The sequence below is a fragment of the Pelomonas caseinilytica genome (assembly GCF_021353235.1).
In the GTDB taxonomy this organism is placed as follows: domain Bacteria; phylum Pseudomonadota; class Gammaproteobacteria; order Burkholderiales; family Burkholderiaceae_C; genus Pelomonas; species Pelomonas caseinilytica.
Map to the genome: position 1 here is coordinate 32,887 of NZ_JAJTWT010000003.1, position 26,412 is coordinate 59,298.

Below are 26,412 nucleotides of genomic sequence, written 5' to 3' on the forward strand. Positions count from 1 at the left end.
TCTCTGTGGCTGTGTTCAATGGGCCTCAGCGAGCGACGGCCGTGGGGGCCAGATCGGCCGCTCGCTTGATGGCCGCGTCGAACTGCGGGCCGAAGGGCGGGCGCTTCAGGTAGCGGCCCCGGCCTTGCTCGGCGCGCAGCTCGCCGCGGGCGAAGACGACGCGGCCCTGGGCGATGGTGTGGCTGGGAATGCCGCGCACGGTGCGGCCCTCGAAGATGTTGAAGTCGTTCTTCGAGAACTGGGTCTTGGCGCTCAGGGTCTTGATGCCGGCCGGGTCCCACAGCACGAGGTCGGCGTCGGCGCCTTCGGCGATCACGCCCTTGCGGGGGTACATGTTGAAGAGCTTGGCGGCGTTGGCAGACGTGACGGCGACGAACTCGCTGGGCGTGAGGCGGCCGGAATTCACGCCGGCATCCCACAGCACCGCCATGCGCTCCTCCACTCCGCCGCAGCCGTTGGGGATCTTGGCGAAGTTGTCGAGGCCGGCGGCCTTCTGCGCGGCACAGAAGGTGCAGTGGTCGGTGGCGGTGGTGTGCAGCTGGCCGCTTTGCAGGCCGCGCCACAGGAACTCCTGGTGGATCTTGGGCCGGAAGGGCGGGCTCATCACATAGGCCGCGGCGGTGGCGAAGTCGGGGTCGCGGTAGACGCTGTCATCAATCAGCAGGTGGCCGGCCAGCACCTCGCCGTACACGCGCTGGCCGCGCGCCCGGGCCCGTGCGATGGCCTCGGCGCTCTCGATGCAGCTGACGTGCACGACGTAGATGGGCACGCCCAGCACGTCGGCGATGGCGATGGCCCGGTTGGCGGCCTCGCCCTCGACCATGGGCGGGCGCGACAGCGGGTGGCCTTCCGGGCCGGTGATGCCCATCTTGGCCACCTCGGCCTGCAGCAGGTAGACGAGCTCGCCGTTCTCGGCGTGCACCGTCGGCATGGCGCCGAGTTCGAGCGCACGCTTGAAGCTGTTCACCAGCGTCTCGTCGTCGCACATGATGGCGTTCTTGTAGGCCATGAAGTGCTTGAAGCTGTTCACGCCCTCCTCGCGCACAAGGGTGCCCATGTCGGCGCTGACGCTCTGGTCCCACCAGGTCACGGCCACGTGGAAGGCGTAGTCCGCCGCGGCCTTCTCGGCCCAGCCGCGCCAGGTGCGGTAGGCGTCCATCAGCGGCTGTTGCGGGTTGGGGATGACGAAGTCGATGATGCTCGTCGTGCCGCCGGCCAGGGCCGCGGCCGTGCCGGTGAAGAAGTCGTCCTGCGTCACCGTGCCCATGAAGGGCAGCTGCATGTGGGTGTGCGGGTCGATGCCGCCGGGCAGCAGGTACTGGCCGGTGCCGTCCAGCGTCGTCGTGCCCGCCGGAGCCTCGCGCACGGCGCGTTCGCCCAGGGCGGCGATGCGGCCGTCGACGCAGAGCACGTCGGAGCGGGATTCGGCGTCGGCGTTGACGACGACGGCGCCGCGGATCAGCAGGGGAGAGGTCATGTGGCGCTCCTTGTGAGCGTTTGGGGTTGGGCCTTGCCCATCATCAGCACGCCGTAGACGACGGCGGCCAGGGCCAGCCCGGCGAACCAGGCATAGGTGTAGATGGCCTTGAAGGCAGCACCGACCTCGGGGAAGGCGGCCGGGAAGGCGGCGTTCAGGAAGCCGGGCACGTTGGGCGCGACGCCCACGGCGAAGGCCAGCAGGGCGGCCAGGTTCCAGCCGCCGCGGTAGCTGTAGCGGCCACCTTCGACATAGAGCTCGTCCACGACCAGCTCGGTCTTGCGCAGCAGGTAGTAGTCGACGATGAGGATGCCGGCCACGGGTCCGAGCAGGGCCGAATAACCGATCAGCCAGGTGAAGATGTAGCCCTCGGTGGAGGCCAGGATCTTCCACGGCATCATGACGATGGCGATGACGCAGGTGAGGATGCCGCCGGCCTTGTAGCTGATGCGGCCCGGCGCGAGCGCCGAGAAGTCATAGGCCGGGCCGACGAGGTTGGCCGCGAGGTTGACGCTGACGGTGTCGATCAACAGCACGATGAGGGCGACCAGCACGGCAGCCCCCGTCATGCGGCTGGCCAGGTCCACCGGGTCCCACAGCGCCTTGCCGTAGATGACGACGGTGGCCGAGGTGACGAAGACGGCCAGCGCGGCGAGCAGGCCCATGGGCGCCGGCAGGCCGATGGCCTGGCCGACGAGCTGGTCGCGCTGGCTCCGGGCGAAGCGGGTGAAGTCGGGGATGTTCAGCGCCAGCGTCGCCCAGAAGCCCACCATCGCGGTCAGCGAGGGCCAGAACACGGCCGAGAACTGGCCTGCCTTCCTGCCGCCTTCGACGAAGGCCGAGGGCTGGTCGAGGATGGGCCCGAAGCCGCCCGCCCTGTCCCAGGCCCACCACAGCAGCACGAAGCAGATGACGATCTTGATCGGCGCCGTGTAGGTCTCGAGCTTGCGGATGGCGTCGATGCCGTGCACGACGAACCAGAACTGCAGCGCCCAGAAGAGCAGGAAGCAGCCGAACTGCGCGGCGCTGATGCCCAGGCCAGGCAGCGGGTCGCCCGCCAGCGGGTGGCCCAGCAGCACGCCGGCCAACGTGAAGATCATCTGGCCGCCGAACCACGTCTGGATGCCGTACCAGCCGCAGGCCACCAGCGCCCGCAGCAGGGCCGGCAGCCGCGCGCCCTGCGTGCCGAAAGAGGCCCGGGCCAGCACCGCATACGGGATGCCGTACTTGGCGCCGGCATGCCCGATCAGCAGCATGGGCACGAGCACGATGAGGTTGCCCAGGAAGACCGTACCCACCGCCTGGCTCCAGCTCATGCCCGACTCGATGAGGCTGGCCGCCAGCGTGTAGGCCGGGATGCACATCACCATGCCCACCCACAGCGCCGCGAAGTGGTACCAGCGCCAGGTGCGCTGAGCGGCTGTCGTCGGGACGAGATCAGGGTTGCTCAGCGTGGGCGCGGTCATGGGCGGCTCCGGCATTGAAATGCAACCACAGAGTCACAGAGGCACAGAGAAGCGATCAAGAAATTCCCTCTGTGGCTCTGTGCCTCTGTGGTTGCCTTTTTGGGTTTCAGGTGTTCTGCGGGAAAGCAAATTGCGGACCTTTGGGCGTTGAATCAGGCCAACGCTGCATGACGGCCTTGTGCTTCGTGTAGAACCGCACCGCCTCGGGCCCGTAGGCATGGTGGTCGCCGAAGAGGCTGCGCTTCCAGCCGCCGAAGCTGTTGAAGGCCATGGGCACCGGCAGCGGCACGTTCACGCCCACCATGCCGACCTGGATGTGGTGCACGAACTCGCGCGCCACGTGGCCGTCGCGGGTGAAGATGGCCACGCCGTTGGCGTACTCGTTGGCCTCGATGAGGGCGATCGCGGCGGCCAGGTCGGGCACGCGCACGACGCACAGCACGGGGCCGAAGATCTCCTCGGTGTAGCAGCTCATGCCGGCGCTGACGCCGTCCAGGATGGTGCCGCCGACGAAGAAGCCGTCCTCATGGCCCGGCACCTTGTAGCCGCGGCCGTCGACCACGGCCTTCGCGCCGGCCTCGATGCCTTCGCCGATCAGCCGTTCCACGCGCTGCTGCGAAGCGCGCGTGATCAGCGGGCCCATCTCGGCGCCGGCCTGGTGGCCCTCACCGATCTTCAGGGCCTTGACCTTGGGCGCCAGCGCCGCGACCAGCTTGTCGCCGACGTCGCCCACCGCCACCGCCACCGAGATGGCCATGCAGCGCTCGCCCGCCGAGCCGTAGGCCGCGCCCATCAGCGCGTCCACGGCGCCGTCGAGGTCGGCGTCGGGCATGACCACCATGTGGTTCTTCGCGCCGCCCAGGGCCTGCACGCGCTTGCCGTGGGCCGAGCCGACGGTGTAGATGTGCTCGGCCACCGGCGTGGAGCCGACGAAGCTGACCGCCGCGATGCCCGGGTGGGCCAGGATGGCGTCGACGATGTCCTTGTCGCCCTGCACGACGCTGAACACGCCGTCGGGCAGGCCGGCCTCCTTCAGCCAGCGCGCCATCAGCAGCGAGGCGCTCGGGTCGCGCTCGCTGGGCTTGAGGATGAAGGCATTGCCGCAGCCGATGGCGATGGGGTACATCCACATCGGCACCATGGCCGGGAAGTTGAACGGCGTGATGCCGGCCACCACGCCCAGCGGCTGGCGCATGCTCCAGGCGTCCATGCCGCGGGCGATCTGCTCGGTGTACTCGCCCTTGAGCAACTGCGGCATGCCGGTGGCGAACTCCACCACCTCGATGCCCCGGGCCACTTCGCCGAGGGCGTCGGGCAGGGTCTTGCCGTGCTCGCGCACGATGGCCTCGGCCAGCAGCTCCTTGCGCTCTTGCAGGATGTTGAGGAACTTGAACAGCACGCGGGCGCGGGCCAGGGGCGGCGTCTGGCTCCAGGCCTTGGCGGCCTGGGTGGCGCTGGCGACGGCGGCTTCCAGGTCGGCGACGTTGCCCAGCAGCAGCTGGCCCTGGACGGCGCCGGTGGCGGGGTTGTGGATGTCCTGGCGGCGGTCGCCGGCGCCATGGCTGATGGCGCCGTTGATCCAGTGACCGACTTCGTAGTGATTCATTGCGTGACCTCGTCGAATACAGGAACAAAGCCACAGAGACACAGAGGCACAGAGGAATACGAAAGGTTCATGCCGTGGTGTTCTCTCTGTGCCTCTGTGTCTCTGTGGCTGTGTTTAAAACCTTCAGGCGCAACCCGCTCTCATCGGGTTGTTCGGATGCGTCGTCCAGTTGGCGTAGGAGCCGTCCATGACCCTTCCGGTGCGGGCATCGGTCTCGCCGGGCTGGAGCGCGCGCATCGAGATGGTGCCAGGGACGGGGCAGATCGACACGCAGAGGTTGCATCCGACACACTCCGCTTCGTTGACGTGGAAGTGGCGCTTGCCGTCTTTCGTGGCAAATATGGCTTGGTGGGACGTGTCCTCGCAGACGACGTGGCAGCGGCCGCACTGGATACATGTCCCTTGGTCGATGACGGCCTTCTCGACGTGGTTGAGGTTGAGCTGGTTCCAGTTCTTGACCGTGGGAACGGCCATGCCCTGGAAGGCCTTCAGGTTGGCGTAACCCTTCTCGTCCATGAAGTTGGCGAGGCCCGAGCACAGATCCTGCACGATCTTGAAGCCATAGACCATGGCGGCCGTGCACACCTGCACCGTGCCGCAGCCCATGGCGATGAACTCGGCGGCGTCGCGCCAGGTGGTGATGCCGCCGATGCCGCTGATGGGCAGCCCGGCCGTGGACTCGTCGCGGGCGATCTCGGCCACCATGTTGAGCGCGATGGGCTTGACGGCCGGGCCGCAGTAGCCGCCGTGCGAGCCCCAGCCATCGGTGACGGGGCTCATGGTCATGCGGTCCAGGTCCACGCCCATCACGGAGTTGATGGTGTTGATGAGGCTGACCGCATCCGCCCCGCCGGCCCGGGCAGCGCGGGCCGGAAAGCGCACGTCGGTGATGTTGGGCGTGAGCTTGACGATGACGGGCATGTTCGTGTGCTTCTTGCACCACTCCGTCACCTGCTGGATGTACTCAGGCACCTGGCCCACGGCCGAGCCCATGCCGCGCTCGCTCATGCCGTGCGGGCAGCCGAAGTTCAGTTCCACGCCGTCGGCGCCGGTGTCGGCCACCTTGGCGAGGATGGCCTTCCATGACGCCTCGTTCACCGGCACCATCAGCGAGACGATCATGGCGCGGTCCGGGAAGTCGCGCTTCACGCGGCGGATCTCGTCGAGGTTGACCTGCAGCGGCCGGTCGGAGATGAGCTCGATGTTGTTGAAGCCGATGACGCGGCGGTCCTGGCTCCACAGCGTCGCGTAGCGCGGGCCGTTGACGTTGACGACCGGCGGGTCCTCGCCCAGCGTCTTCCACACGACGCCACCCCAGCCGGCCTCGAAGGCGCGGCGCACGTTGACCTCCTTGTCGGTCGGAGGCGCCGAGGCCAGCCAGAAGGGGTTGGGGCTCTTGATGCCCAGGAAATCGGTGCTCAGGTCAGCCATGGGCCGTCTCCTCGTTCATCAGTGCGGCGTGGATGGATTCGGCGGCGCGCTTGCCGTGCTCGACGGCCTCCACCGTCAGGTCGCGCCCGCCGAAACGGCAGTCGCCGCCGGCCCAGACGCGCGGCAGGCTGGTGCGGAACTGCTCGTCGGTGCGGATGCGCCCGCCCTGCAGCTCGATGGCGCCGCCCGCCGCCTCGGGCCGGTAGGCCTGGCCGATGGCGCGCAGCACCAGGTCGGCCTCGAGGAAGAACTGCTCGCCGGTGTCGACCAGCTGGCCGGCCTCCAGGCGGGTCGCCGCGAAGCGCATGCCGCGCAGCACGCCGCCCTGGGCCTCCACGGCCAGGGGGCGCGCCCAGCAGCGCAGGGTCACGCCGTGGGTCTGGGCCCAGTGCTGCTCGTCGATCGAGGCGGACAGGCCGTCGGGCCCGCGGCGGTAGACCATGGTCACCTGCTCGGCCCCCAGCAGCTTGCTCTGCACCGCAGCGTCCACCGCCGTCATGCCGCCGCCGATGACGACGACGCGTCGCCCCACCGGCACGGCCTCGGGCCGGCTCTGGCGCAGCTCGGCGATGAAGTCCACCGCGTCGCGAAGGCCCGGCAACTGCGGCTCGGCGATGCCGAGGGCGTTCACGCCCGCCAGGCCCAGGCCGAGGAAGACGGCATCGAACTCGCCGAGCAGGTCGTCGAGGGTGAAGTCGCGCCCCAGGCGCCGGTTCAGGCGCGGCGTGATGCCGCCGATGGACAGCAGCCAGTCGATCTCGCGCTGGGCGAAGCCGCCTGCGACCTTGTAGGTGGCCAGGCCGTACTCGTTGAGGCCGCCGAGCTTGGGATGGGCGTCGAAGAGGGCGACCTCGTGGCCGCGGCGAGCCAGGCCGTGGGCAGCGGCCAGGCCGGCGGGGCCGGCGCCGACGACGGCGATGCGCCGGCCCGTGGCCGGTTCGCGCTGGAACAGGGGCCGGCCCGGCTGCTCGAAGAAGCCCTCGACGGCATGGCGCTGCAGCCGGCCGATCTCCACCGGCTTGCCCTCGTGCGTGTTGCGCACGCAGGCCTGCTCGCACAGCACCTCGGTCGGGCAGACGCGGGCGCACATGCCGCCGAGCGGATTCGCCGTCAGGATGGCCTCGGCCGCGCCGCGGAGGTTGTCCTGGGCGATGCGCTGGATGAAGGCCGGGATGTCGATGCCCGTGGGGCAGGCCGTCTGGCAGGGCGCCGCGTAGCAGTAATAACAGCGTTCGGCCTCGATCAGGGCCTGGCTGCGCACCAGCGGCGGATGGGCGTCGCCGAAATTGCGCGCGTAGTCGTCGGGCGCGAGGCGGCCGGATTTCAGGTCGGCAAGGTCCACGGGGTCTCCCTGTAGCTAACAGTCAAACATTACTACCCCGTAAAAATTGACCCAGACGTAAAAACCCGCAGCGCCGGCCTGGTGCGCGCCGTCAGAATCCGGTGCATGACCGTGACTTCTCCCGTCGCGCGCACGCCGCGCGCCGCCACCCTGCGCAAGCAGGAGGCCATCCTCGCGGAGGCCGAGCGCCAGTTCGCTCGCTTCGGCTTCGAAGGCGTCAGCCTCGACAGCATCGCCGCCATGCTCGACCTCTCGCGGCAGAACCTGCTCTACCACTGGCCGAGCAAGGAAGAGCTCTACCGCGCCGTGCTCGACAGCGTCATGGGCGAGTGGATGGCCAGCATGAATGCCATCACCGAGGCCGACGAGCCCGAGGCCGCCATCCACGCCTACATCGAGGTCAAGCTGCGCTTCAGCCGCGAGCGGCCCAGCGGCAACGCCGTCTTCACGCGCGAGATCATGGCCGGCGCACCGCGCTACCAGGACGTGCTCAAGGCCCAGGTCATGCCGTTGCTGCACGCCGACGTCGAGCGCTTCGAACGCTGGGCCGCCGAAGGGCGCATCCGCCGCATCGACTTTACCCACCTGATGTTCCTGATCTGGTCGTCCACCCAGGCCTATGCCGACCTGGCGCCGCAGTTCGCCCTCTACATGGGCAAGCCGCAGCTGGAGGCGGCCGACTTCGAGGCCGCCCGCGAACTGATCACGGGCCTGATCTGGCGCAGCCTGGACGTCAACGCGTGAAGCGCCGCCCGCTGCTCGCCCTGGCCCTGGCCCCGGCCGCCGGCCTGGCCCAGGCCGCGCCCGACGCCGCCCTCGCCGCCAGGCTCAAGGCCCAGGCGGATGCCTGGGACCGCGCCATCGTGGCCAAGGACCGCGCCGCCATTGAGGCCAACATGGCCGACGACTTCCGCCAAATCGACGGCCGCGGCAACGTCGAGACCCATGCGAGCTTCGTCGCCGGCCTGATGTCGCCCGACCTCGTCATCGACCCCTACACCGTCGAGGACTTCGACGTGCGCCTGTACGGCGACACCGCCCTGCTCAGCGGCCGCACCCGCATGACCGGCCGCTACCAGGGCCAGCCCTTCAAGAGCCACTACCGCTACATCGACATCTACGTGAAGCGCGGCGGCGCCTGGAAGATCGTCAGCGTGCAGATCAGCCGCATCCCGGACTGATCATTTCCAGCCGGCGTCCCGCGCCGCCTTCTCCTGCTCGGCGTTCAGCGCCTCGCCGGCCATGGCCGCCTCCGCGGCGGCGAGCACGGCGGGGGGCAGGGCCGTGGCGGCCTGGCGCATGCCCGAGCCCCCAGCCGGGGCCGCGGCCACCACCTGCTGCAGCGCCCACGCACCGTCGGGTTCGCGGCAGGCCAGGCCCGCCGAAGCGGTGGTACTGAAGCTGCGGCACCAGCGGCCGTCCCTGGCCTTGAAACTGAGCTGAACCGCCACCGGGCCGGCGGCCGGCGCGCTGGCGAGCTGGCGCTCCAGGGCCTGGGCGACGGCCCCGGTGGCGACCAGCCGGCCACCGGCCGCATCGGCGGCATCGGTCCCGGCAGGCGGCAGCCGCGTGCCGATCAGCGTGCCCAGCACCAGCGTCGCCGCCATGCCGCCCCAGGCGGCCCAGCCCGGCAGGCCCCGGCGCCGGGCGCGCTCGGCGCCCAGGTCGACCACCGCCGGCGCGGCCAGCAAGGCCGTCAGCCGCGCGGGCACCGGCTCGTCCAGCACCTCGCCGAAGGCCGCCGCCATGCGGCGGCGCTCGGCCTTCAGCATCTCGTCGTCGTCAGAGTTCATGGTGCACCCTTCGGCCTGCGGCCTGTCCCGCCAAGCGGGAGCGAGCTTGTTTGGGAGCGGCCCTGCGCGGCGCTCATGGCCACTCTCCCAGCATCGCCTGCAGCGCCTCGCGCGCACGGGCCAGGCGGCTCGTCACCGTGCCCACCGGCACGCCCAGGGTCTCGGCGGCCTCCTGGTAGCTCAGGCCCTCGACGAGGACGAGGCCGACCACGGCACGCTGCTCCTCGCCGAGCCGCGCAACGGCCTTGCGCACGAGGATGGCGTCCAGCGGCGCTCCCGACGCCGCGCCGTCGCCCACGTCCTCGCCCGCCTCTTCGGGCAGCAAGGTCTGGCCGCGCCGCTCGCGGGCGCGCACTTCGTCGATCCAGGCGTTCTGCATGATGCGAAACATCCAGCTGTCCAGACGCGTTCCAGGCGTCCACTGGTCGGTGCGGGTCAGCGCCTTCTCGATGGCCACCTGCACGAGGTCATCGGCGTCCTCGCGGCTGTGGGCCAGCGTGCGGCCGAAACGGCGCAGCCGCGGCAGCAGGGCGGCGATCTCCTGTCTCAGGTCGGCGGCGGAAGCGGGCATCGATACGGGGACAACGGACGAGGCATGGATTTTCTTCCGTCCCTCGCTCGTTATCCTCGCAAAACGGTTTCCGCCTGCCTCATGAAAGCCTTCCTCGCCCTGTCCTTGACAGCCGCGTTAGCGGTGCCGGCCCAGGCCCAGCTGCGCCTGCCGCAGCTGCCCGGCGTGCAGCGCCTGCCCGGCGTCGTCGATCGCGTGGTGGACCGTGTCGTGCAGCCCCTGCCGGAGCTGCTGTCGTCCGCCACCTCGCTGGCGGACCTGCGCGCGACCCAGCTCGGCGACCTGCTGCGCCGCCACCCCGACCTCATCGAGGTCGACCCGCGCGGCGAGCCCATCCGCCGGCGCGAGCTGGTGCTCGTCTCACCGAACGAGGCCGCATTGGCCGCTGCGGCGGCGCTGGGCCTCGTCCCGCTGCGCGACGAGTCCTGGCCGGAGCTGGACCTGCGCGAGGTGGTGCTGCGCGTGCCCGAGGGCCTGGACACGGCGGCGGCGCTGGCCCGGCTGCGCGCCGCCCAGCCCGGGTTGCAGGCCGACTTCAACCACCTCTATGCGCGCAGTGGTGACGTTGGCGCGCAAGGCCGCGCAGCCGTGCCGGCGCCGGGCGGGCCGCTGCGCGTGGGCCTGGTCGACGGCGGCGTGGACCGGCGCCACGCCGCCCTGCGCCATGCCGGTGGCGCCAGCTTCGGCTGCGGCGGCGCGGTGCTGCCCAGCGAGCACGGCACGGCCGTGGCCTCGCTGCTGGTGGGGCGGGATCGCGGCTTTGCCGGCGCCGCCGCCAAGGCCGAGCTGTTCGCCGCCGACGCCTATTGCGACAAGCCCGACGGCGGCTCGGCCGAGGACGTGGTGCGCGCCCTGGCCTGGATGGCCCGCGAGCGCGTCGCCGTCGTCAACGTCAGCCTCGTCGGCCCGCCCAACCGGCTGCTGGAGCAGGGCGTGTCGGCCCTCGTGAAGCGCGGCCACCTGCTCGTCGCCGCCGTGGGCAACGACGGGCCGGCGGCGCCGCCGCTGTTCCCCGCCGCCTACCCGGGTGTCGTGGGTGTGACGGCCGTCAACCCGGCCCGGCGCGTGCTGCCCGAGGCGGCCCAGGGGCCGCAGGTGCTGCTGGCGGCGCCGGGCGCTGACCTCGCCGTCGCGCGCAGCGGCGGCGGCTATGGCGTCGCCCGCGGCACGTCCTTCGCCGCGCCGTTGGTGGCCGGGTTGCTGGCCGCCGAGCTGAGGCAGCCCGACCCGGCCGCCGCCGCGGCGGCCCTGGAGCGGCTGGCGGCGTCGGCCGTCGACCTGGGCGCACCGGGCCGCGACCCCGTGTACGGCCGCGGCCTGGTCGCGGAGGACCTGCGCGTCGTGCCCGAGCGATTGCAGGCCCGGCAGGCGCGCTGAAACAGGCGGTTGCAAATGGCCGGCGAGAGGCCGGGAAGGATCTCGCGGCGGCCGTCGTTGTGATCGGTGAAAGGGCCGGAATGGCCGGCCCTTGCAACACGACGAAGCGGAGATCCACCATGCTTGCAAACCGTCTCACCCTGCGTACCACCCTGAGCGCCGTCGCCATGGCTGCCGGCCTCATCGCCTCCAACGCCCAGGCCGGCCTGTTGGGTGGCGGTGCCGGCGGCGGCCTCACCGGCGGCCTGACCGGCGGATTGAACGGGGCCCTGTCGCCGCGCCAGCTCGACGTCGGCGGCCGGGCGACGGGCCATGCGGCCGGCTCGGCCGACGGCTCGCTGCTCAAGGGCACGGCCGACAAGGCCAAGGGCGCGGTGGGCGATGCCAAGGACGGCGCCGCCGGCAAGCTCGACGATGCGAAGACGGCGGCGCAAGGCCAGGCCGATGCCGCCAAGATCACCGTCCAAGGGGCCAGGAACTCGCTGGCCTCGACTTCGGGCAGCGTCGGCGGCAGCGCCGAAGGCGCGCTGCAGGGCACGGCCCAGGGCGCCGGCGGCAGCCTGGCCGGCCAGGGCAGCGGGGCGCTGAACGGCACGCTGAACCGCGGCGATGCGCCTGCGGCGGCCACCCCGGCCACTCCGGCCACTCCGGCGGTGCCCGCCACGACGCCCGCCACCCCGGCCACGCCAGCCACGCCCGCCGCGGCCAACAAGCCTGCGCCGCTGACCCTGGGCGGCACGGCCGGTGGCAGCGCCAGCCGCAAGGAGATCGGCGGCCAGGCGAGCGGCCAGGCGGCCGGCCGCGGGGCCCAGACCGAAGGCAGCGCCTCCGCCAAGGCCTCGCGCAGCGACAACGGCATCGCGCTGGACGCCTCGGCCAACGGCTCCGCCAAGCGCTGACCGGCGCCTGGCCGAATGAGGAGGGCGGCCGTGGGCCGCCCTTGCCGTCTGCCTGTCGCGGCTCAGAGCCTGAGCAGGGCTCCCAGGTTCACCCGCAGCTTCAGCTCGGCAGGAGCCAGGCTGGCGGCGATGGCCTGGCTGGCCAGGCGGGTGTCGCGCGGCACCGGGGCCGACAGCGGGCTGCCGCTCTTGCCGATCAGCGCCGCGACCAGGGGCTCGTTGGCGCTGAAGCCGCGCTTGAAGACGAGTCCCACCTCGCCGTTGGCCAGGCGCACGATGCTGCCGGGCGGGTACAGGCCCACCGCCTTGACCAGGGCGGCGCCGGCCTCGTCGGGCCGGCCCAGTTCGTCGAGGAAGACGGCCCGCGCCGCCGCGGCGCCGCTCATGGCCTGGCGGCTGCGGCGCGGCGACAGCCGGGCGCCGAAGATGTCCACCCGCCGCAGCAGGCGGGCCAGCATCTCGCCGTCGCCGCGCCCGGCCAGCGGCCCCGGCCCGGCGTCATGGTGCAGGCGCACGGCCGTCAGCCAGGCGGCGTCCTGCACGCCCAAGGCGGCCAGGCGCTCGGCCGCACGGTCGCCGTGCCCGGTCAGGGCCTGGCGCTGGGCCGGCGACGCGGGGCCCACCAGCGCGGCCATGCGGTCGTGGGCGTCGAAGGCGCCGTAGTTCATGGTCAGCGCCGCCCCCTGCAGCGCCGTGCGCAAGGCTGCCGGCCACTGCAGCTGCTGGGCCGCCAGCTCGCACAGCAGCAGGGTCAGCAGGGCGTGGCGGGCGCTGTAGTCGTCGAAGGCCTGGCTGCTCTCGAAGACGAGCAGCATCAGGCTGGCGTCCGGCTGGGCCTGCAGGCGCTTGAGCGCCGCGTCGCGCAGCTGCGCGACGCGGGCGGGGAAGTCGGCCGGCTCGGCTTCGCGCATCAGGCTGTGCGTGTGCAGCAGCAGGTCCGACCAGACCTCCTGCGGCCCGAGCTCCACCTTGCCCGGCGTGGCCTGCTCCAGCCGGAAGGAGGTGTCGGCCTTGGCGATGTCGGCCAGCGGCACGTCGCGCATGACGAGGGTGTCCAGCCGGTGGGCCCGGGCGCGCTGGTAGGCCAGCGTGTCCTCGGAGTTGACCCAGGCGCCGCCTTCGATGAGGCCGCGCACCTGCGGCGTGTCGTGCAGCACCTGGCCACGGGCGAAGAGCAGGTGGCCCTGCGCATCGAACAGGTCGTAAGCCAGCGTCATGCCCACACGCAGCGTGCGGGCCGGTAGCGGAATGAGTTCGGAAGGCATGGGTCCGGCGATTGTCAATGGCCTCCGGCACGGACAAGCGGATCTTGCATGCGCGCGAAGGGCGGGCTGCGTAGAATTCCCGGCTCATCCGAGGAGCGCTGCGAGGGTGGGGCGCCAGCTCCCACCCCCAGGCTCGGATCGTTGTCCAACGGCGCTCATCGATCCCTCCGCAGAGACCGTCGATGACCACTGCCCCGCCTCCCCTGAAGCTCTCCGGCCTCGAGCCCGTCGCCATCGGCGCGGGCAGCCTCTTCGTCAACATCGGCGAACGCACCAACGTCACGGGGTCCAAGGCCTTCGCCCGCATGATCCTGGCCGGGCAGTTCGAAGAAGCCCTGGCCGTGGCGCGCCAGCAGGTCGAGAACGGCGCCCAGATCATCGACATCAACATGGACGAGGCCATGCTGGACAGCCAGGCCGCCATGGTGCGCTTCCTCAACCTCATCGCCGGCGAGCCGGAGATCGCCCGCGTGCCCATCATGATCGACTCGTCCAAGTGGTCGGTCATCGAGGCGGGCCTGAAGTGCATCCAGGGCAAGGGCATCGTCAACTCCATCTCGCTGAAGGAGGGTGAGGCGGAGTTCCGGCGCCAGGCCAAGCTGGTGAGGCGCTACGGCGCCGCCGCCGTGGTGATGGCCTTCGACGAGAAGGGCCAGGCCGACACCTTCCAGCGCAAGATCGAGATCTGCGAGCGGGCCTACCGCATCCTCGTCGACGAGGTGGACTTCCCGCCCGAGGACATCATCTTCGACCCCAACATCTTCGCCATCGCCACGGGCATCGAGGAGCACGACAACTACGCCGTGGACTTCATCGAGGCCACGCGCTGGATCAAGGGCCACCTGCCGGGCGCCAAGGTCTCGGGCGGCGTGTCCAACGTGAGCTTCAGCTTCCGCGGCAACGAGCCGGTGCGCGAGGCCATCCACACCGTCTTCCTCTACCACGCCATCCAGGCGGGCATGGACATGGGCATCGTCAACGCCGGCATGGTCGGCGTCTACGACGACCTCGATCCCGAACTGCGCGAACGCGTGGAGGACGTGGTGCTCAACCGCCGCAAGGACGCGGGCGAGCGCCTCGTCGAGATCGCCGACCGCGCCAAGAGCGCCGGCAAGGACGAGACCGCGCGCCTGGTCTGGCGGGCGCTCGGCGTGAAGGAGCGCCTGTCGCACGCGCTGGTGCACGGCATCACCGACTTCATCGTCGAGGACACCGAGGAGGCCTGGCAGGCCATCCGTGCCGGCGGCGGCCGGCCGCTGCACGTCATCGAGGGGCCGCTCATGGACGGCATGAACGTCGTCGGCGACCTCTTCGGCCAGGGCAAGATGTTCCTGCCGCAGGTGGTCAAGAGTGCCCGCGTGATGAAGCAGGCCGTGGCCCACCTCGTGCCCTACATCGAGGAGGAGAAGCGCCAGCTGGAGGCCGCCGGCGGCGACGTCAGGCCCAAGGGCAAGATCGTCATCGCCACCGTCAAGGGCGACGTGCACGACATCGGCAAGAACATCGTCTCGGTCGTCCTGCAGTGCAACAACTACGAGGTCGTCAACATGGGCGTCATGGTGCCGGCCCAGGACATCCTCAGGAAGGCCAAGGAAGAGGGCGCCGACATCATCGGCCTGTCGGGCCTCATCACGCCCAGCCTGGAGGAGATGCAGCACGTCGCCGCCGAGATGCAGCGCGACGACTATTTCGCCTCGCGCCACCTGCCGCTGCTGATCGGCGGCGCCACCACCAGCCGCGTGCACACCGCCGTCAAGATCTCGCCGCACTACGAAGGCCCGGTGGTCTACGTGCCCGACGCCTCGCGCGCGGTCGGCGTGTGCTCGGAGCTGCTGAGCGACGAGCGCGCCGCGGCCTACATCGCCGAGCTCAAGGCCGACATCGAGAAGACCCGCGCCCTGCACGCGGCCAAGAAGCAGACGCCGCTCGTGACCCTGGCCGAGGCGCGCGCCAACGCGGCCATGCTCGACCTCGCCCGCGTCGCCCCGGCGCCCAAGTTCACCGGCCGGCGCGTGCTGAAGAACCTCGACCTGGCCGAGCTGGCCCGCTACATCGACTGGGCCCCCTTCTTCCAGACCTGGGACCTGGCCGGCCCCTACCCGGCCATCCTCGACGACGAGGTGGTCGGCTCCGAGGCGCGCAAGGTGTTCGCCGACGCGCAGGCGATGCTGCGCAGGATCATCGACGGCCGCTGGCTGCAGGCCCATGCCGTCTTCGGGCTCTACCCGGCGGCGCGCGTCGACGCGGACGACATCGCGGTGTATGCCGATGCCTCCCGCCGCGACAGGCTGATGACCTGGCACGGCCTGCGCATGCAGACCGAGAGGCCGGTCGTCGACGGGGTGAAGCGCCCCAACCGCTGCTTGTCCGATTTCGTCGCGGAGCAGGGCGACCACGTCGGCCTCTTCGCCGTCACGGCCGGCCTGGGCGTGGACCGCAAGGAGACCGAGTTCCTCGCCAGCCACGACGACTACTCCGCCATCATGCTCAAGGCCCTGGCCGACCGCCTCGCCGAGGCCGCCGCCGAGTGGCTGCACGAGCGCGTGCGGCGCGAGTTCTGGGCCTATGCGCCCGCCGAGGCGCTGAGCAACGAGGAACTGGTGGCCGAGCGCTACCAGGGCATCCGCCCGGCGCCCGGCTACCCGGCCTGCCCCGACCACCTCGCCAAGCGCGACCTCTTCAAGGTGCTGGCGCCCGAGGAGATCGGCATGGGGCTGACCGACAGCATGGCCATGACGCCGGCCGCCAGCGTGAGCGGCTTCTACCTGGCCCATCCCGACGCCGCCTACTTCAACGTCGGCCGCATCGGCGATGACCAGCTCGCCGACTGGGCGTCGCGCTGCGGCCTGGACCTCGCCGAGGCACGCCGCGCGCTGGCGCCGTTGTTGGGCTGACACGGGCCCCCCCCGGCAGCGGGGGCCAGATGTAACAGAAGCGGCCTTGTCCTACAGGGCCGCCCGGGGCGGCGCGGCATCCTGCAGGCATACCCATCACAACCGGAGGTTCCATGTCTACCCCTACGTCCATCAAGTCCACGCAGATCGTCGCGGGCGTCGCCGTCGTGCTCGCCCTGCTCGGCGGCGCCTATGCGGTGGGCCGTTCGCAGGTCGTGGGCAGCGTGCCTCCGCCGGACTCCCAGCCCGCGCCCGTCGTGCAGCAGGGCCAGCCGGCGCCCCAGCGCCTGGCCAGCGCCGACGCACCTGCGGTGCGTGAACAGACGCACCAGACGCACGCCGCTGCCGTCGAGCCGTCCGCGGCGCCGGCGCTGTGCAACAGCTGCGGCCGGGTCACCGACGTGCACACCGAGACCCGTCGCGGCAAGGCCAGCGGCGTGGGGGCCGTGGGCGGCGCCGTCGTCGGCGGCCTGCTCGGCAACATGGTCGGCGGCGGCAATGGCCGCAAGCTGGCCACCGTCGGCGGCGCCGTCGCCGGCGGCTACGCGGGCAACGAGATCGAGAAGAACCAGAAGACCTATACCGTCTGGGTCGTGCAGGTCGAGGAACGCGATGGCCGCACGCGCCGCTTCGAGCGCAACGCCGACCCTGACCTGCGCGTCGGCGACCAGGTGCGCCTGACCGAGCACGGTTTCACGCGGGACTGAGGGGCCTCGGCTCCACGCAGCACCCCGGCCCGCACACGAAAGGAATCGCCACCATGAAGTCCATCGCCGCCGCGGCCTTCACCGCCATCCTTCCCGCAATGCTGGCCAGCGTGCAGGCGCAGCCGGCGCCTGCCGTGTCCGTCCCGACGGCCGAACAGCGCGCGGCGCTCTGCGACGGCTGTGCCTGGGTGCAGGAGGTGCGCACCGAGACCCGCGATGGCAAGGCCAGCGGCCTGGGCGTGGTGGGCGGCGCCGTCGTCGGCGGGCTGCTGGGCAGCCAGGTCGGCGGCGGCACGGGCAAGAAGCTGGCTACCGTCGGCGGCGCCGTGGCGGGCGGCTATGCCGGCAACAAGGTCGAGAAGAACGCCAAGGAACGCAAGGTCTGGATCGTGCAGCTGGTGCAGCGCGACGGCAGCCTGCGCAGCGTCGAACTCGACGCCGACCCCAACCTGCGCGCCGGCGACACGGTGCGCGAGAAGGACGGGCATCTGACCCGGCCCTGAAGTGAAACTAGCCCCTCGTCCGGTCTTGCTCCGGCTGAACGCCGGCAAGCCCAGCCGGTCCCCCGTGGGGACGGCGATGCTTGCGGCATTGAGCCGCAAGCACATCGCCAGCGCGGGCCGGCTCGGGAGCGGCCCAGCGCTCGGCCCGCAAGACGCCGGTTTCATGCGCCGCGGGCCGCCGAGCTTCGCCGCGCAGCGAAAGCTCAGCCCGACTGGCCCGGCAGGCCGCGCCTGAGCTGGATGGCCTCGGCCACGTGGGTGCTGCCTATGGTCGCGGCGCCGGCCAGGTCGGCCACCGTGCGGGCCACGCGCTGTACGCGGTGGAAGCTGCGCGCCGACCAGCCCAGGCGCTCGGCCGAGCGCTCCAGCAGGGCGCGGGCCGCGGGTTCGAGCTCGGCATGGACGGCGAGGTCCTGGGCCTGCAGCAGCGCGTTCGCGAAGCCCTGGCGGGCGACGGCGCGCTCGCGCGCGGCCGCCACGCGGGCGGCGACCGCGGCGCTCGGCTCGCCGGCCGCCATGTCCTGCAGCTCGCGCGGCGGGATGGCGGGGATGTCGATGAGCAGGTCGAGCCGGTCCAGGAAGGGGCCGCTGAGCCGGCCCTGGTAGCGCGCCACCTGGTCGGGCGTGCAGCGGCAGGCGCGCAGCGGGTTGCCGAGGTGGCCGCAGGGGCAGGGGTTCATGGCGGCCACGAGCTGGAAGCGCGCCGGGAACTCCGCCTGGCGGGCGGCGCGGGAGATCAGGATGCGGCCGGTCTCCAGCGGTTCGCGCAGGGCCTCCAGGGCGGCGCGGTTGAACTCCGGCAGCTCGTCGAGGAAGAGCACGCCGTGCAGGGCCAGGGATATCTCGCCGGGCCGTGGCGGCGAGCCGCCGCCGACCAGGGCCACGCTCGAGGCCGAGTGGTGGGGCGCACGGAAGGGGCGCCGGCCCCAGCGCGACAGCTCGAACTGGCCGGCCAGGCTGAGCACGGCGGCCGACTCCAGCGCGGCTTCGTCGTCCAGGGGCGGCAACAGGCCCGGCAGGCGCTGGGCCAGCATGGACTTGCCCGTGCCGGGCGGCCCCACCATCAGCAGGCTGTGCCCGCCCGCGGCGGCAATCTCCAGCGCGCGCTTGGGGCCGGCCTGGCCTTTGATGTCGGCCAGGTCAGGCCCGGCGGGCGCGGCTTCGCGCGCCAGGGCGGTGGCGCGGGGCAGGGCCTCGCCGTCGGGCTGGAGGGCCGAGACGACGTCGAGCAGATGCCGCGCCTGGCGCACCACCTGGCCCTCGACGAGGGCGGCCTCGGCGGCACTGGCTTGAGGCAGCAGCAGTTCGAGGCCGGCACCGGCCCGGCGAAGCGCCAGCGCCATGGCGAGCGCTCCTCGCACCGGCCGCAGCTCACCGGCGAGGGAGAGTTCACCGGCGCATTCGAAGCGGGCCAGGCGGGCGGCATCGATCTGGCCGTTGGCCGCCAGCAGGCCCAGGGCCATGGGCAGGTCGAAGCGCCCGCCCTCCTTGGGCAGGTCGGCCGGCGCGAGGTTGACGGTGATGCGCTTGTTGGCGGGAAAGCCCAGGCCGCTGTTGTGCAGGGCGGCGCGCACGCGCTCGCGGGCTTCCTTGACCTCGGTGTCGGCCAGGCCCACGACGGTGAAAGAGGGCAGGCCGTTGGCCAGGTGCACTTCCACGGTGACCGGTGCGGCGGCGAGGCCGTCGAGGGCGCGGGAGTGGACGGTGGCGAGGGACATGGCGGCGGCGGCGGTGTCGCGAAACGCCCCGCAGCATAGGGGCGCAGTCGCCGAACGCCGCCGTCGCGCGGGGTCAGCGGGGCGGGCCGTCCAGCCGCGCCATCTCGCGCTTGAGGGCGGCGATGTTGTCGCGGATGCGCAGGGCGCTGTCGGCGTCGGCGGCGCGCGGCAGCCGGCTTTCTTCCTGGGCCAGTTCGCGCGCCAGGATGCCGCGCCGCTCGTCGTCGAGCTGGCGCTGGCGGGCGGGGGCGATCTTGTGGCTGGCCTCGGCCATCACCGGCGCGGCAGCCGGCTTGCGGGACAGGGCTTCGCAGTCGAAGGGCGCCGGCCCGCCGACGATCCACTCCACGCCGCCGCGCCGGCAGTCGGCCCAGGCCGGCGCCGCCACGCAGGTGGCCGCGAGGAGCAGGAGCAGCGCGGGCTTCATACGCCGTTGGACACGTCCACCCGGGCCAGCAGGCCCTGCTGGTCCTCCACGGTGATGGGCATGGTGTCCATGCAGATGCCGTTGGTGAAGGTGATCGAGAAGCTGTCGCCGCTGTTCTGCACGACGGTCTTGTTGAGCTTCATGCCCTGGGGTACCGAGTTGGCCAGCTTGTAGGGCGGTGTGCCGCCATAGACGTGCACTTCGGGGCCGTCGCCCACGTAGCAGATGCCCTTGGCGCCAACCGTGACGGAGTTCAGCGACAGGTACATCTGGTCGGCCGGTCCGGACTCATTCCCGCCACCGCCGCAGGAGGCGAGTGACAGGGCGAGGGCGGCGAGCGACAGGGTGGCGAGGATGCGCTTCATGGGAGTGGCAAGGGTGCAGGAAGTGGAGGAGTTATTGGTAGGCGGGCGACTGCATCTCGACGATGGCCGTGCTCTCGATGGGCAGCCGGCCCTGGCTGTAGTAGCGGATGCAGTTCATGTTGGCCGGCGTGTAGACCGACTGCAGCATGGACACGTCGCCCCAGGCTTTGACGCCCGATGAGCCCGAGCACATCACGCGCCGGATGATCCCGGCCATCAGCGGCACCTTGAGTTCGTAGCCGTAGACGACGCGGATCTTGAGCAGGTTGGCGTCGCGCAGGTTCTGCTGCGAGGTCTTGCCGAGGGTGTTGGCGCGCCACTCCAGGTTGTCGTTGGGGATGTAGGTGGCCTTGACCTTGGGGTCCTTGACGCCGAAGTCGCTGAAGCTCTGCGGCGAGGGGTTGAGGCGGTCCAGCGTAGGCCGGGTGAGGGGGTTGAGGTTCTCGGCCTGCGCCCGGCCCCAGGCGGCCAGCAGCCGCTGGCTGTCGTTGGCTTCGAAGTTGTTCTGGTGGAAGGGGATGAGGCCGCGGACCAGGGCGGTGCGCATGGTGCCGACGTCGGCGTTGTGGGTTGCCCCGACGCGCGCGGCCATGAAGGTGGCGTGGTTGAGCGTGAGCTTGGCCATGTAGATGAAGCCGGCCTGGATCAGCCCGAGCACCAGCATGGCGGCGATCGGGAAGACGATGACGAATTCCATCAGCGTGGCGCCGCGTTGTCGGGAGACGGGCTTCATGGCGAGACTCCTGCGAAGGCGGTGGAGGAGGGTGCGGCGCGGCGGCGGCCGCCGGCCATCAGCACGGCGAGCACCGCCAGCGGCGCGGCCGGCTGCAGCTGGCGCCAGCGGACGTAGGGTGTCAGGCCCTGCCGGGCCGGCAGGGTGTCGACCTCGCGGGCGGTGCGCGCCTGGCCCGCGGGGTCGATGAGCCAGGGGCGCTGGCCTTCGCTGACGCTGAGCAGCCACTTGCCCGACTCCAGCGCCCGCAGCCGCGCCAGGGCGAGGGCCTGGCGGGCCGAGCGCGGGTCGTCGGACCAATGGTCGCTGGCGAGGTGGACCAGGCTTTCCGCCGTGGCGGCGCTCGTGTCGCCGAAGGCCACCTCGTGGCAGAGCAGCATGCCGACCGTCGAACCGCCGACGACCAGCGGCTCACCGAGGGCGGCGGGCCCGGCGCGGCGGCCGATGCGTCGCGCATGGTTGAGCCAGCGGTCGGCCAGCGGCTCCAGCAACGCCGGCCAGGGCAATTCCTCGCCCACGGGGGCGAGGCGCTGCTTGGCGTAGACGCTGGCCGCGATGTCGCCGTCCCGCTGGGGCGACAGCATCAGGGCCACGTTCATGAGCGCCGAGCCCGGGGCGTCGGGATGGGGCAGGGCAGTGCCCAGCAGCAGGCGCTGGCCGCGCGGCTCCAGGGCCTGGAGCAGGTCTCCCCAGACGCCTTCGGCGGTGGCGGGCGGCGGCTCGGGCAGGAAGCCCTCGGGCGTCACGACGAGGCTGCCCGCCGGCGCGAGGCGCAGCGTGCGGTGGATGGCCTGCAGCGCCTCGTCGCGGGTCTCGGCCGTCCAGCGCACGGGGCCTGGCGGCAGGGCGGGCGTGGCGACGATGGCCACGCTGAGGCCTTCGCCGGCCGGGGCCGTCCACGTCCAGGGCGCCGGGCAGACGAGGGCCAGCGCCAGGCCGGCGGCACCGGCCAGCCCGCGCAGGCGGTTGCCGCCGGGGCGGGTCAGGGCCAGCAGGGCGGCCCAGAGCAGGGCTTCGAACAGGGCCGGCCCCACCAGCGGCAGCCAGGTCCCCAGGCCGGGCAGGGCCAGCAGCGGCAGGCTCAGGCTGCCGTAGCCGCCGCCCCACCAGCACAGGTCGCGCAGGGCCATCCAGGCCCACCAGGCCAGGGGCAGGGCCAGGCCTTGCGCCCGGCGCCCGGCCAGCAGCCGTTGCGCCGCCCAGGCCAGCAGCAGCAGGCTGCCCAGCGACAGCGCCCAGAGCAGCAGGAAGAGGGCGACCACCGCGCCCAGCCGCCGGGCGCCGGCCAGCTCGGGCGCCAGCACGGCCGTGATCCAGCCCATGCCGCCGGCCTGCCACAGGATGAGGGTCAGGGCGAGGGCGGCCCAGCGGCTTCGGCCGGCCTGGCGTTGGAACTGCCAGGCCGCGAGGCTCATGCCGAGCAGCAGCAGCGCGGCCGTGATGAGGGAGGGGCCGGCCAGATAGGCCGCGGCCATCGCGGCGCCCGCGGTCGCGGCCGTCGCCAGCCCCGGCCCGGCGTCGACGGCCAGGCCCAGCCGCCAGCCGGCCCGCCTGGGTCTGACTTGCGCGTCGATCGAGTCCGCGGAACCGGCCACTTCTCCCTGCCCTGATCGGCTGACCACCAGCCGGCGCGCGAGTCTCCCGGCGCGCCGCAGATCCGGTCAATTGGAGATTTAGGGGGAAATATGGTTTGTTTAAGGAATTTACCGTTTGAAACGATAGGTCGAAAGTTAGGGACTGTTTAGTCAAACTTCGACAGATATCGTGTCTTCCAGCAGGGGGTGGTTCGAAGAACTTCGGCTCCTTGCCCTTTATTCGACTCCCTAACTTGCAGGAGAAATCCCATGCGTTTGAATGCCAAGACGTCCCGCCGTTCCAAGATTCGCGGCCAGGGCATGACCGAATACATCATCATCGTGGCCCTGATCGCCGTGGCGGCCATCGGCGTCTATAACCTCTTCGGCTCCACGGTGCGCAACCAGACGGCCAGCATGGCGGCGGCGCTGGGCGGTGCGGCCGACGAGGCCAAGAAGGCCAACGACCTGGGCATCAAGAACGGCAAGGCGGCCACCACCGAGGCCAAGAACCAAAAGGGCCTGGAGAACTTCAGCAGCGCCGCGGCCGTCAAGCCGGAGCAATGACCCGAGGCGGCCGGCCCTCGCGCCGGCCTCTCCCATCACATGGAGTACTGGCGATGAAGACCTCTGCGCTGCGTCGCAAGGCCATGCTCGGCCAGGGCATGACCGAATACATCATCATCGTGGCGCTGATCGCCATCGCGGCCATCGGCGTCTACAACCTCTACGGACGGACCCTGAGGCATCAGACGGCCGCCATGGCGGCTGCCGTGGGCGGCGACGCCCAGGATGCGCAGGACTCCAACAAGTCCGGCACGACGGCCGGCCAGATGGCCACCAAGGAAGCGTCCGCCAAGATCGGCCTGGAGAATTTCAGCGAGCCGGCGGCAACCAAGTAATTTCCGGAGGACCCATTTCTGAGCGATGCCGCGGACGGGATTTGAATTCCCGGCGGCCGGGCGCATGACGCCGCGATGAAATGGGAATGCAGGGTTTCTGTGTCGCCTATTCATGCGACGGACGGGTATTGATGGGTTTTCGGCGTTCTGCCTGAATACTCCATCCTGGCGCCCGGAATATTGCGTGTCGACGCGTCGAGGCTTGGCTCGGTCGTGAATATCGGCCGGGTGGGCGGGGCGAGGTCGCGCTGCCTGACAGGGATTGACATGCCGAAGTTTCTTGCCATGAAGACCAGCAAATCACGCACGCGCGGGCAGGCAGCCATCTGGATGCTCGGCACCCTGGCCGCGAGCGCGGCGGTGATGTATGCCGTGTTCAACACCGGCCAGGTCATCGTCGGCAAGGAGCGCGCCGTGAACGCGGCCGACGCCGCCGCCCTGGCCGGCGCCACCGCCGAGGCCCGTCTGCTCAACCTCATGGCCTACGCCAACCGCGGCGTGATGGCCAACGAGGTCTTCCTGGCCCAGCTGCTCTCGATGGAGAGCTGGGTGCAATACCTCGGCAACACGTCTGAACACATCGAGATCCTGCTGGACGTCATCAGCCTCATTCCCGGCGCGGCGGCCTTCGCCCAGCCGGCGGCCCAGGTGATGGACAAGATCGCCATGGTGGCCGACAAGGCCCACAGCGGCATCCAGAAGGGCATCAACGTCTACATCCCCGTGCTCGAAGGCGTGAAGACGGGGCTGAAGGCGGCCGAGGGCGCCATCCGTCTCGGTGGCGGCCTGCTGGCCGAGGACGCGGCCCGCCACATGGTCTCGGCCAACCGCACCGACTTCAACGGCCGTTACGACCCCGGCGTGGCCGTGGCCGACACCAACCTGGTGAAGGAGGCCACCTTCGTCAAGAACAACGCCGCCTGGATGAAGTTCACCAAGCTCTACAGCGGCAACGAGCGCGGGGATGCCAAATACATCCTCGAGCAGTCGCTGGACAACTTCACCGCGAACCGGCCGGGGCGGGGCTGGCTCAACCTCAGCGTCTGGATCGCCGGCATGGAGAAGAAGGGGGGCTCCAAGCTGCAGGGTTATGACCGCTGGGAGTCCGAGGACACGCTCGAGATGTGGGAGCGATGCGGACCCAAGAAGTGCTACCAGCCCATAGGCTGGGGCCGCTCCAACGCCGACCAGAACGGCAGTTCGGGCAGCAAGTGGAGCCCGGGGCGCGCGGCCCAGTCGTGGGCTCGCAGCGATGGCGGCACGCACAGTCGCTGGTCGGGCGTGCCGGCCCTCTACGACGTGGCCGACAAGTCCCCGGCCGCCCGCGAGGAACTGGGCCTGGACTTCATCGTCGCCGTGGCCCGCGCGGGCGCCAACGACTTCAGCACCACCAAGCTGGCCATGGACAACGTCGCCAGCACCTCGGTCGCTGGCTCGGCCGACCTGCCGCTCAAGCAGCAGGCCGGGCAGAACGCCGCCTTCGGCAAGGCGCGAGTCTTCTTCGAGCGCCCGCGCCGCGGCCTGAGCAACGACTTCACCGCGGCGGGCCTGTGGCGGCCCGACCAGGCCAAGGAATACGGCTCCCTCTACAGCCCCTACTGGCAGGCGCGGCTGCGCGACCTGACGGTCGTCGAGAAGGGCGCGCTGCTGACGGCCATGGGCATCACGCCCGACAAGGCGGCCTACACGCCGGGGGGGCAGTTGTGACGCAGCGAGTGGCTCTGGCCGTGCTGATGGCGGCGGCGCTGGCCGGCTGCACCGAGGCCGCGCCGCCCAAGGACACCCCCAGCCTGCGCATCGTCATGCGCATGCACCCCGACCCGCAGCAGCTGCGGGCGCAGCTCGACGACCGCCTCGCCAGCTGCATGCTGCAGCTGCGCGCCCAGGGGCAGGCGGCCCAGGCGCCGGCCCTGCCCAACCCGGCCGACATGGCGAAGTGGGTCACGCGCGAGACCGAGGAGATCTACGCCAACGGCCAGCGCGCGGCCTTCTCCACCGACACCCTGGTCTGGCCCAACCCCGCCAAGGCCTGCCAGTGGACGTTCTACCGCAGCGTCCACGCCGAAGCCGAGACCCTGTGCGGCGACTGGTACGGCGGCTCCGCCAAGCGCGAGCCCAACCCCGACGCCGCGCCCGAGCCCCCCAGCTTCTCGGAGGAGAAGACGCCTGCCGATGCCGCCAAGCGCTGCCTGGCCGATGCCGCCAAGGTGCACAGCGCCAGCGGCCTGCCCAAGGGCGCGACGCCGGCCGGCCAGAGCTGCTACTGGCTCAGCGACGGCCCGGTGGCCGGCGGCGCGGCCGAGCCGAGCGTGCCCGGCCAGTACTTCTGCTCGCACCCACGCGCCTACGACGGCAGCCTGCCCCGCTACCGCCGCAGCGACGGCCCGACGCTGCGCTACCTGCGCGTGGCCGCGCCCGGCGCGCCGCGCAGCGCCACGCCCGAGACCGATGCCGACCGCATGGAGGCCGAGGTCGTCGAGGAGGGCAAGCCCATTCCCGCATCGCGTTTCAGCCGCCAGGCCGTGGAAGCCTTCGTCAGGCAGCCGCTGGTGGTGCCCGTCGGAGGTCAACAATGACAGCCCCCCGCCAAGCCCAGCGCGGCCAGGCCATGAGCGAGTTCATCATCGCCCTGGCCGTGCTGCTGCCCATGTTCCTGGCCGTCAGCTACCTCGGGCGCTACGGCGACCTGCAGCAGCGTGCCCAGCAGGCCAGCCGTTATGCCGCCTTCCAGCGCGCGGTGCAGCCCGATGACAAGCAGCTCAGCGACGCCACCATCGCCGACCAGATGCGGGCGCGCTTCTTCCTCGCCCACGATGCGCTGGCCAAGGACGGCCACCTGCGCAGCGACGACAGCGCCGCCAAGATCAAGGACGACAAGAACCAGCCCGCCCTGTGGCGCGACCTGACCGGCAAGGCCCTGCTCAAGGACCCGTCCCAGGTCACGCTGCAGTGGGGCAATGCCAGCCTGGGCGCGGCCAACAAGGACGTCGGCTACATCAGCAAGCTCATCGGCAAGCCCATGAAGGACGGCCGCGTCGCCATGGTGGAGCTCAACCTCTTCAACAAGCTCGACCTCGCCGGCGCCGCGCCCAAGAACATCAAGGTCGGTGCGGCCACCGCCGCCGCGGGCGGCGGCCTGGGCAGCGCCGGCTCAGCCGACACCGCCGCCACGGCCGCCAACGTCAACGCGTCGAGCAAGCTCATCCCGGGCTTCGTCACCAAGGTCGTCGACCTGGCGGTGGCGCTGTTCGAGAAGGACGGCCCCGACTTCGGCTGCATCAAGCCCGACGTCGTCGCCGCCCAGGACAAGAACACCACCCGTCTCGACGGTGCCCCCAACAACAGCACCTGCCTGCATTGAG

At 71.3% G+C, this 26,412-nt stretch carries 25 protein-coding genes and 1 riboswitch; of the genes, 12 read left to right on the plus strand and 13 right to left on the minus strand.

Going from position 1 to position 26,412, the window contains the following annotated elements:
- Positions 1-25: 25 nt before the first annotated feature.
- The 5 genes from hydA to LXT12_RS07555 form a co-directional block, all read right to left on the minus strand.
- Positions 26-1,477, minus strand: a complete 1,452-nt coding sequence (gene hydA, locus LXT12_RS07535; protein WP_233390870.1) for a dihydropyrimidinase — start codon at positions 1,475-1,477, stop codon at positions 26-28.
- Positions 1,474-2,943, minus strand: a complete 1,470-nt coding sequence (locus tag LXT12_RS07540) for an NCS1 family nucleobase:cation symporter-1 (RefSeq protein ID WP_233390871.1) — start codon at positions 2,941-2,943, stop codon at positions 1,474-1,476. Before LXT12_RS07540 ends, hydA begins: the two co-directional genes overlap by 4 nt.
- Positions 2,944-3,049: 106 nt before the next feature.
- Positions 3,050-4,549 (minus strand): CoA-acylating methylmalonate-semialdehyde dehydrogenase, encoded by a 1,500-nt coding sequence (locus LXT12_RS07545; RefSeq protein WP_233390872.1) that lies wholly within the window; start codon positions 4,547-4,549, stop codon positions 3,050-3,052.
- A 123-nt stretch (positions 4,550-4,672) separates the two neighbouring features.
- Entirely contained in the window at positions 4,673-5,980 is a 1,308-nt protein-coding gene (gene preA, locus LXT12_RS07550; RefSeq protein WP_233390873.1) for an NAD-dependent dihydropyrimidine dehydrogenase subunit PreA, read from the minus strand.
- The gene (locus LXT12_RS07555; protein WP_233390875.1) at positions 5,973-7,322 is read right to left on the minus strand and encodes an NAD(P)-dependent oxidoreductase; all 1,350 of its coding nucleotides are present in this window, start codon (positions 7,320-7,322) and stop codon (positions 5,973-5,975) included. Before LXT12_RS07555 ends, preA begins: the two co-directional genes overlap by 8 nt.
- 105 nt (positions 7,323-7,427) lie before the next feature.
- Here LXT12_RS07555 and LXT12_RS07560 point away from each other — a divergent pair, with 105 nt between their 5' ends.
- Positions 7,428-8,066, plus strand: a complete 639-nt coding sequence (locus LXT12_RS07560; RefSeq protein ID WP_233390876.1) for a TetR/AcrR family transcriptional regulator — start codon at positions 7,428-7,430, stop codon at positions 8,064-8,066.
- Positions 8,063-8,503 (plus strand): nuclear transport factor 2 family protein, encoded by a 441-nt coding sequence (locus tag LXT12_RS07565; RefSeq protein WP_233390878.1) that lies wholly within the window; start codon positions 8,063-8,065, stop codon positions 8,501-8,503. Before LXT12_RS07560 ends, LXT12_RS07565 begins: the two co-directional genes overlap by 4 nt.
- Here the strand turns inward: LXT12_RS07565 and LXT12_RS07570 are convergent, their stop codons facing one another.
- Positions 8,504-9,115 (minus strand): hypothetical protein, encoded by a 612-nt coding sequence (locus LXT12_RS07570; protein ID WP_233390879.1) that lies wholly within the window; start codon positions 9,113-9,115, stop codon positions 8,504-8,506.
- A gap of 73 nt (positions 9,116-9,188) precedes the next feature.
- Positions 9,189-9,686, minus strand: coding sequence for an RNA polymerase sigma factor (locus tag LXT12_RS07575; RefSeq protein WP_233390880.1), 498 nt, complete (start codon positions 9,684-9,686; stop codon positions 9,189-9,191).
- An 81-nt stretch (positions 9,687-9,767) separates the two neighbouring features.
- On the opposite strand from LXT12_RS07575, the gene LXT12_RS07580 reads away from it, so the two are divergent.
- Together LXT12_RS07580 and LXT12_RS07585 are read left to right on the plus strand one after the other, a co-directional pair.
- The gene (locus LXT12_RS07580) at positions 9,768-11,063 is read left to right on the plus strand and encodes a S8 family serine peptidase (protein ID WP_233390882.1); all 1,296 of its coding nucleotides are present in this window, start codon (positions 9,768-9,770) and stop codon (positions 11,061-11,063) included.
- Positions 11,064-11,182: 119 nt separating this feature from the next.
- Entirely contained in the window at positions 11,183-11,962 is a 780-nt protein-coding gene (locus tag LXT12_RS07585; protein WP_233390883.1) for a hypothetical protein, read from the plus strand.
- Between the two features lie 62 nt (positions 11,963-12,024).
- Here the strand turns inward: LXT12_RS07585 and LXT12_RS07590 are convergent, their stop codons facing one another.
- On the minus strand, positions 12,025-13,227 hold the full coding sequence (locus tag LXT12_RS07590) for an HD-GYP domain-containing protein (protein WP_233390885.1): 1,203 nt from the start codon (positions 13,225-13,227) through the stop codon (positions 12,025-12,027).
- Positions 13,228-13,311: 84 nt separating this feature from the next.
- A riboswitch (S-adenosyl-L-homocysteine riboswitch) is annotated at positions 13,312-13,391 on the plus strand.
- Between the two features lie 18 nt (positions 13,392-13,409).
- On the opposite strand from LXT12_RS07590, the gene metH reads away from it, so the two are divergent.
- The 3 genes from metH (at position 13,410) to LXT12_RS07605 (ending at position 17,331) form a co-directional block, all read left to right on the plus strand.
- Positions 13,410-16,121 carry a methionine synthase gene (gene metH / locus LXT12_RS07595; RefSeq protein WP_233390886.1) on the plus strand — a complete coding sequence of 904 codons (2,712 nt, stop codon included), beginning with the start codon at positions 13,410-13,412 and terminating at the stop codon, positions 16,119-16,121.
- A gap of 113 nt (positions 16,122-16,234) precedes the next feature.
- Positions 16,235-16,828, plus strand: coding sequence for a glycine zipper 2TM domain-containing protein (locus tag LXT12_RS26895; RefSeq protein WP_304622756.1), 594 nt, complete (start codon positions 16,235-16,237; stop codon positions 16,826-16,828).
- A gap of 53 nt (positions 16,829-16,881) precedes the next feature.
- Positions 16,882-17,331 carry a glycine zipper 2TM domain-containing protein gene (locus LXT12_RS07605; protein WP_233390889.1) on the plus strand — a complete coding sequence of 150 codons (450 nt, stop codon included), beginning with the start codon at positions 16,882-16,884 and terminating at the stop codon, positions 17,329-17,331.
- 203 nt (positions 17,332-17,534) lie between these two features.
- Here the strand turns inward: LXT12_RS07605 and LXT12_RS07610 are convergent, their stop codons facing one another.
- From LXT12_RS07610 to LXT12_RS07630, 5 genes are all read right to left on the minus strand, one after another.
- On the minus strand, positions 17,535-19,049 hold the full coding sequence (locus LXT12_RS07610; protein ID WP_233390890.1) for a YifB family Mg chelatase-like AAA ATPase: 1,515 nt from the start codon (positions 19,047-19,049) through the stop codon (positions 17,535-17,537).
- 73 nt (positions 19,050-19,122) lie between these two features.
- The gene (locus LXT12_RS07615; protein WP_233390892.1) at positions 19,123-19,476 is read right to left on the minus strand and encodes a hypothetical protein; all 354 of its coding nucleotides are present in this window, start codon (positions 19,474-19,476) and stop codon (positions 19,123-19,125) included.
- Positions 19,473-19,841 (minus strand): hypothetical protein, encoded by a 369-nt coding sequence (locus LXT12_RS07620; RefSeq protein ID WP_233390893.1) that lies wholly within the window; start codon positions 19,839-19,841, stop codon positions 19,473-19,475. Before LXT12_RS07620 ends, LXT12_RS07615 begins: the two co-directional genes overlap by 4 nt.
- Before the next feature lie 31 nt (positions 19,842-19,872).
- Complete coding sequence (locus LXT12_RS07625) at positions 19,873-20,574, minus strand: TadE/TadG family type IV pilus assembly protein (RefSeq protein WP_233390895.1); 702 nt, start codon at positions 20,572-20,574, stop codon at positions 19,873-19,875.
- The gene (locus LXT12_RS07630) at positions 20,571-22,169 is read right to left on the minus strand and encodes a nitrilase-related carbon-nitrogen hydrolase (protein WP_233390897.1); all 1,599 of its coding nucleotides are present in this window, start codon (positions 22,167-22,169) and stop codon (positions 20,571-20,573) included. The genes LXT12_RS07625 and LXT12_RS07630 overlap by 4 nt, the downstream gene beginning before the upstream one ends.
- 249 nt (positions 22,170-22,418) lie before the next feature.
- Here LXT12_RS07630 and LXT12_RS07635 point away from each other — a divergent pair, with 249 nt between their 5' ends.
- The 5 genes from LXT12_RS07635 to LXT12_RS07655 all read left to right on the plus strand — a co-directional run bounded on the left by LXT12_RS07635 (position 22,419) and on the right by LXT12_RS07655 (position 26,411).
- Entirely contained in the window at positions 22,419-22,715 is a 297-nt protein-coding gene (locus tag LXT12_RS07635) for a Flp family type IVb pilin (RefSeq protein ID WP_233390899.1), read from the plus strand.
- A gap of 53 nt (positions 22,716-22,768) precedes the next feature.
- Positions 22,769-23,050: a pilus assembly protein gene (locus LXT12_RS07640; protein ID WP_233390900.1), complete on the plus strand. Its 282-nt coding sequence runs from the start codon at positions 22,769-22,771 to the stop codon at positions 23,048-23,050.
- 285 nt (positions 23,051-23,335) lie between these two features.
- Positions 23,336-24,757: a pilus assembly protein TadG-related protein gene (locus LXT12_RS07645; protein WP_233390901.1), complete on the plus strand. Its 1,422-nt coding sequence runs from the start codon at positions 23,336-23,338 to the stop codon at positions 24,755-24,757.
- The gene (locus tag LXT12_RS07650; protein ID WP_233390902.1) at positions 24,754-25,626 is read left to right on the plus strand and encodes a hypothetical protein; all 873 of its coding nucleotides are present in this window, start codon (positions 24,754-24,756) and stop codon (positions 25,624-25,626) included. The genes LXT12_RS07645 and LXT12_RS07650 overlap by 4 nt, the downstream gene beginning before the upstream one ends.
- The gene (locus LXT12_RS07655; RefSeq protein WP_233390904.1) at positions 25,623-26,411 is read left to right on the plus strand and encodes a TadE family protein; all 789 of its coding nucleotides are present in this window, start codon (positions 25,623-25,625) and stop codon (positions 26,409-26,411) included. The genes LXT12_RS07650 and LXT12_RS07655 overlap by 4 nt, the downstream gene beginning before the upstream one ends.
- Position 26,412: the final 1 nt, after the last annotated feature.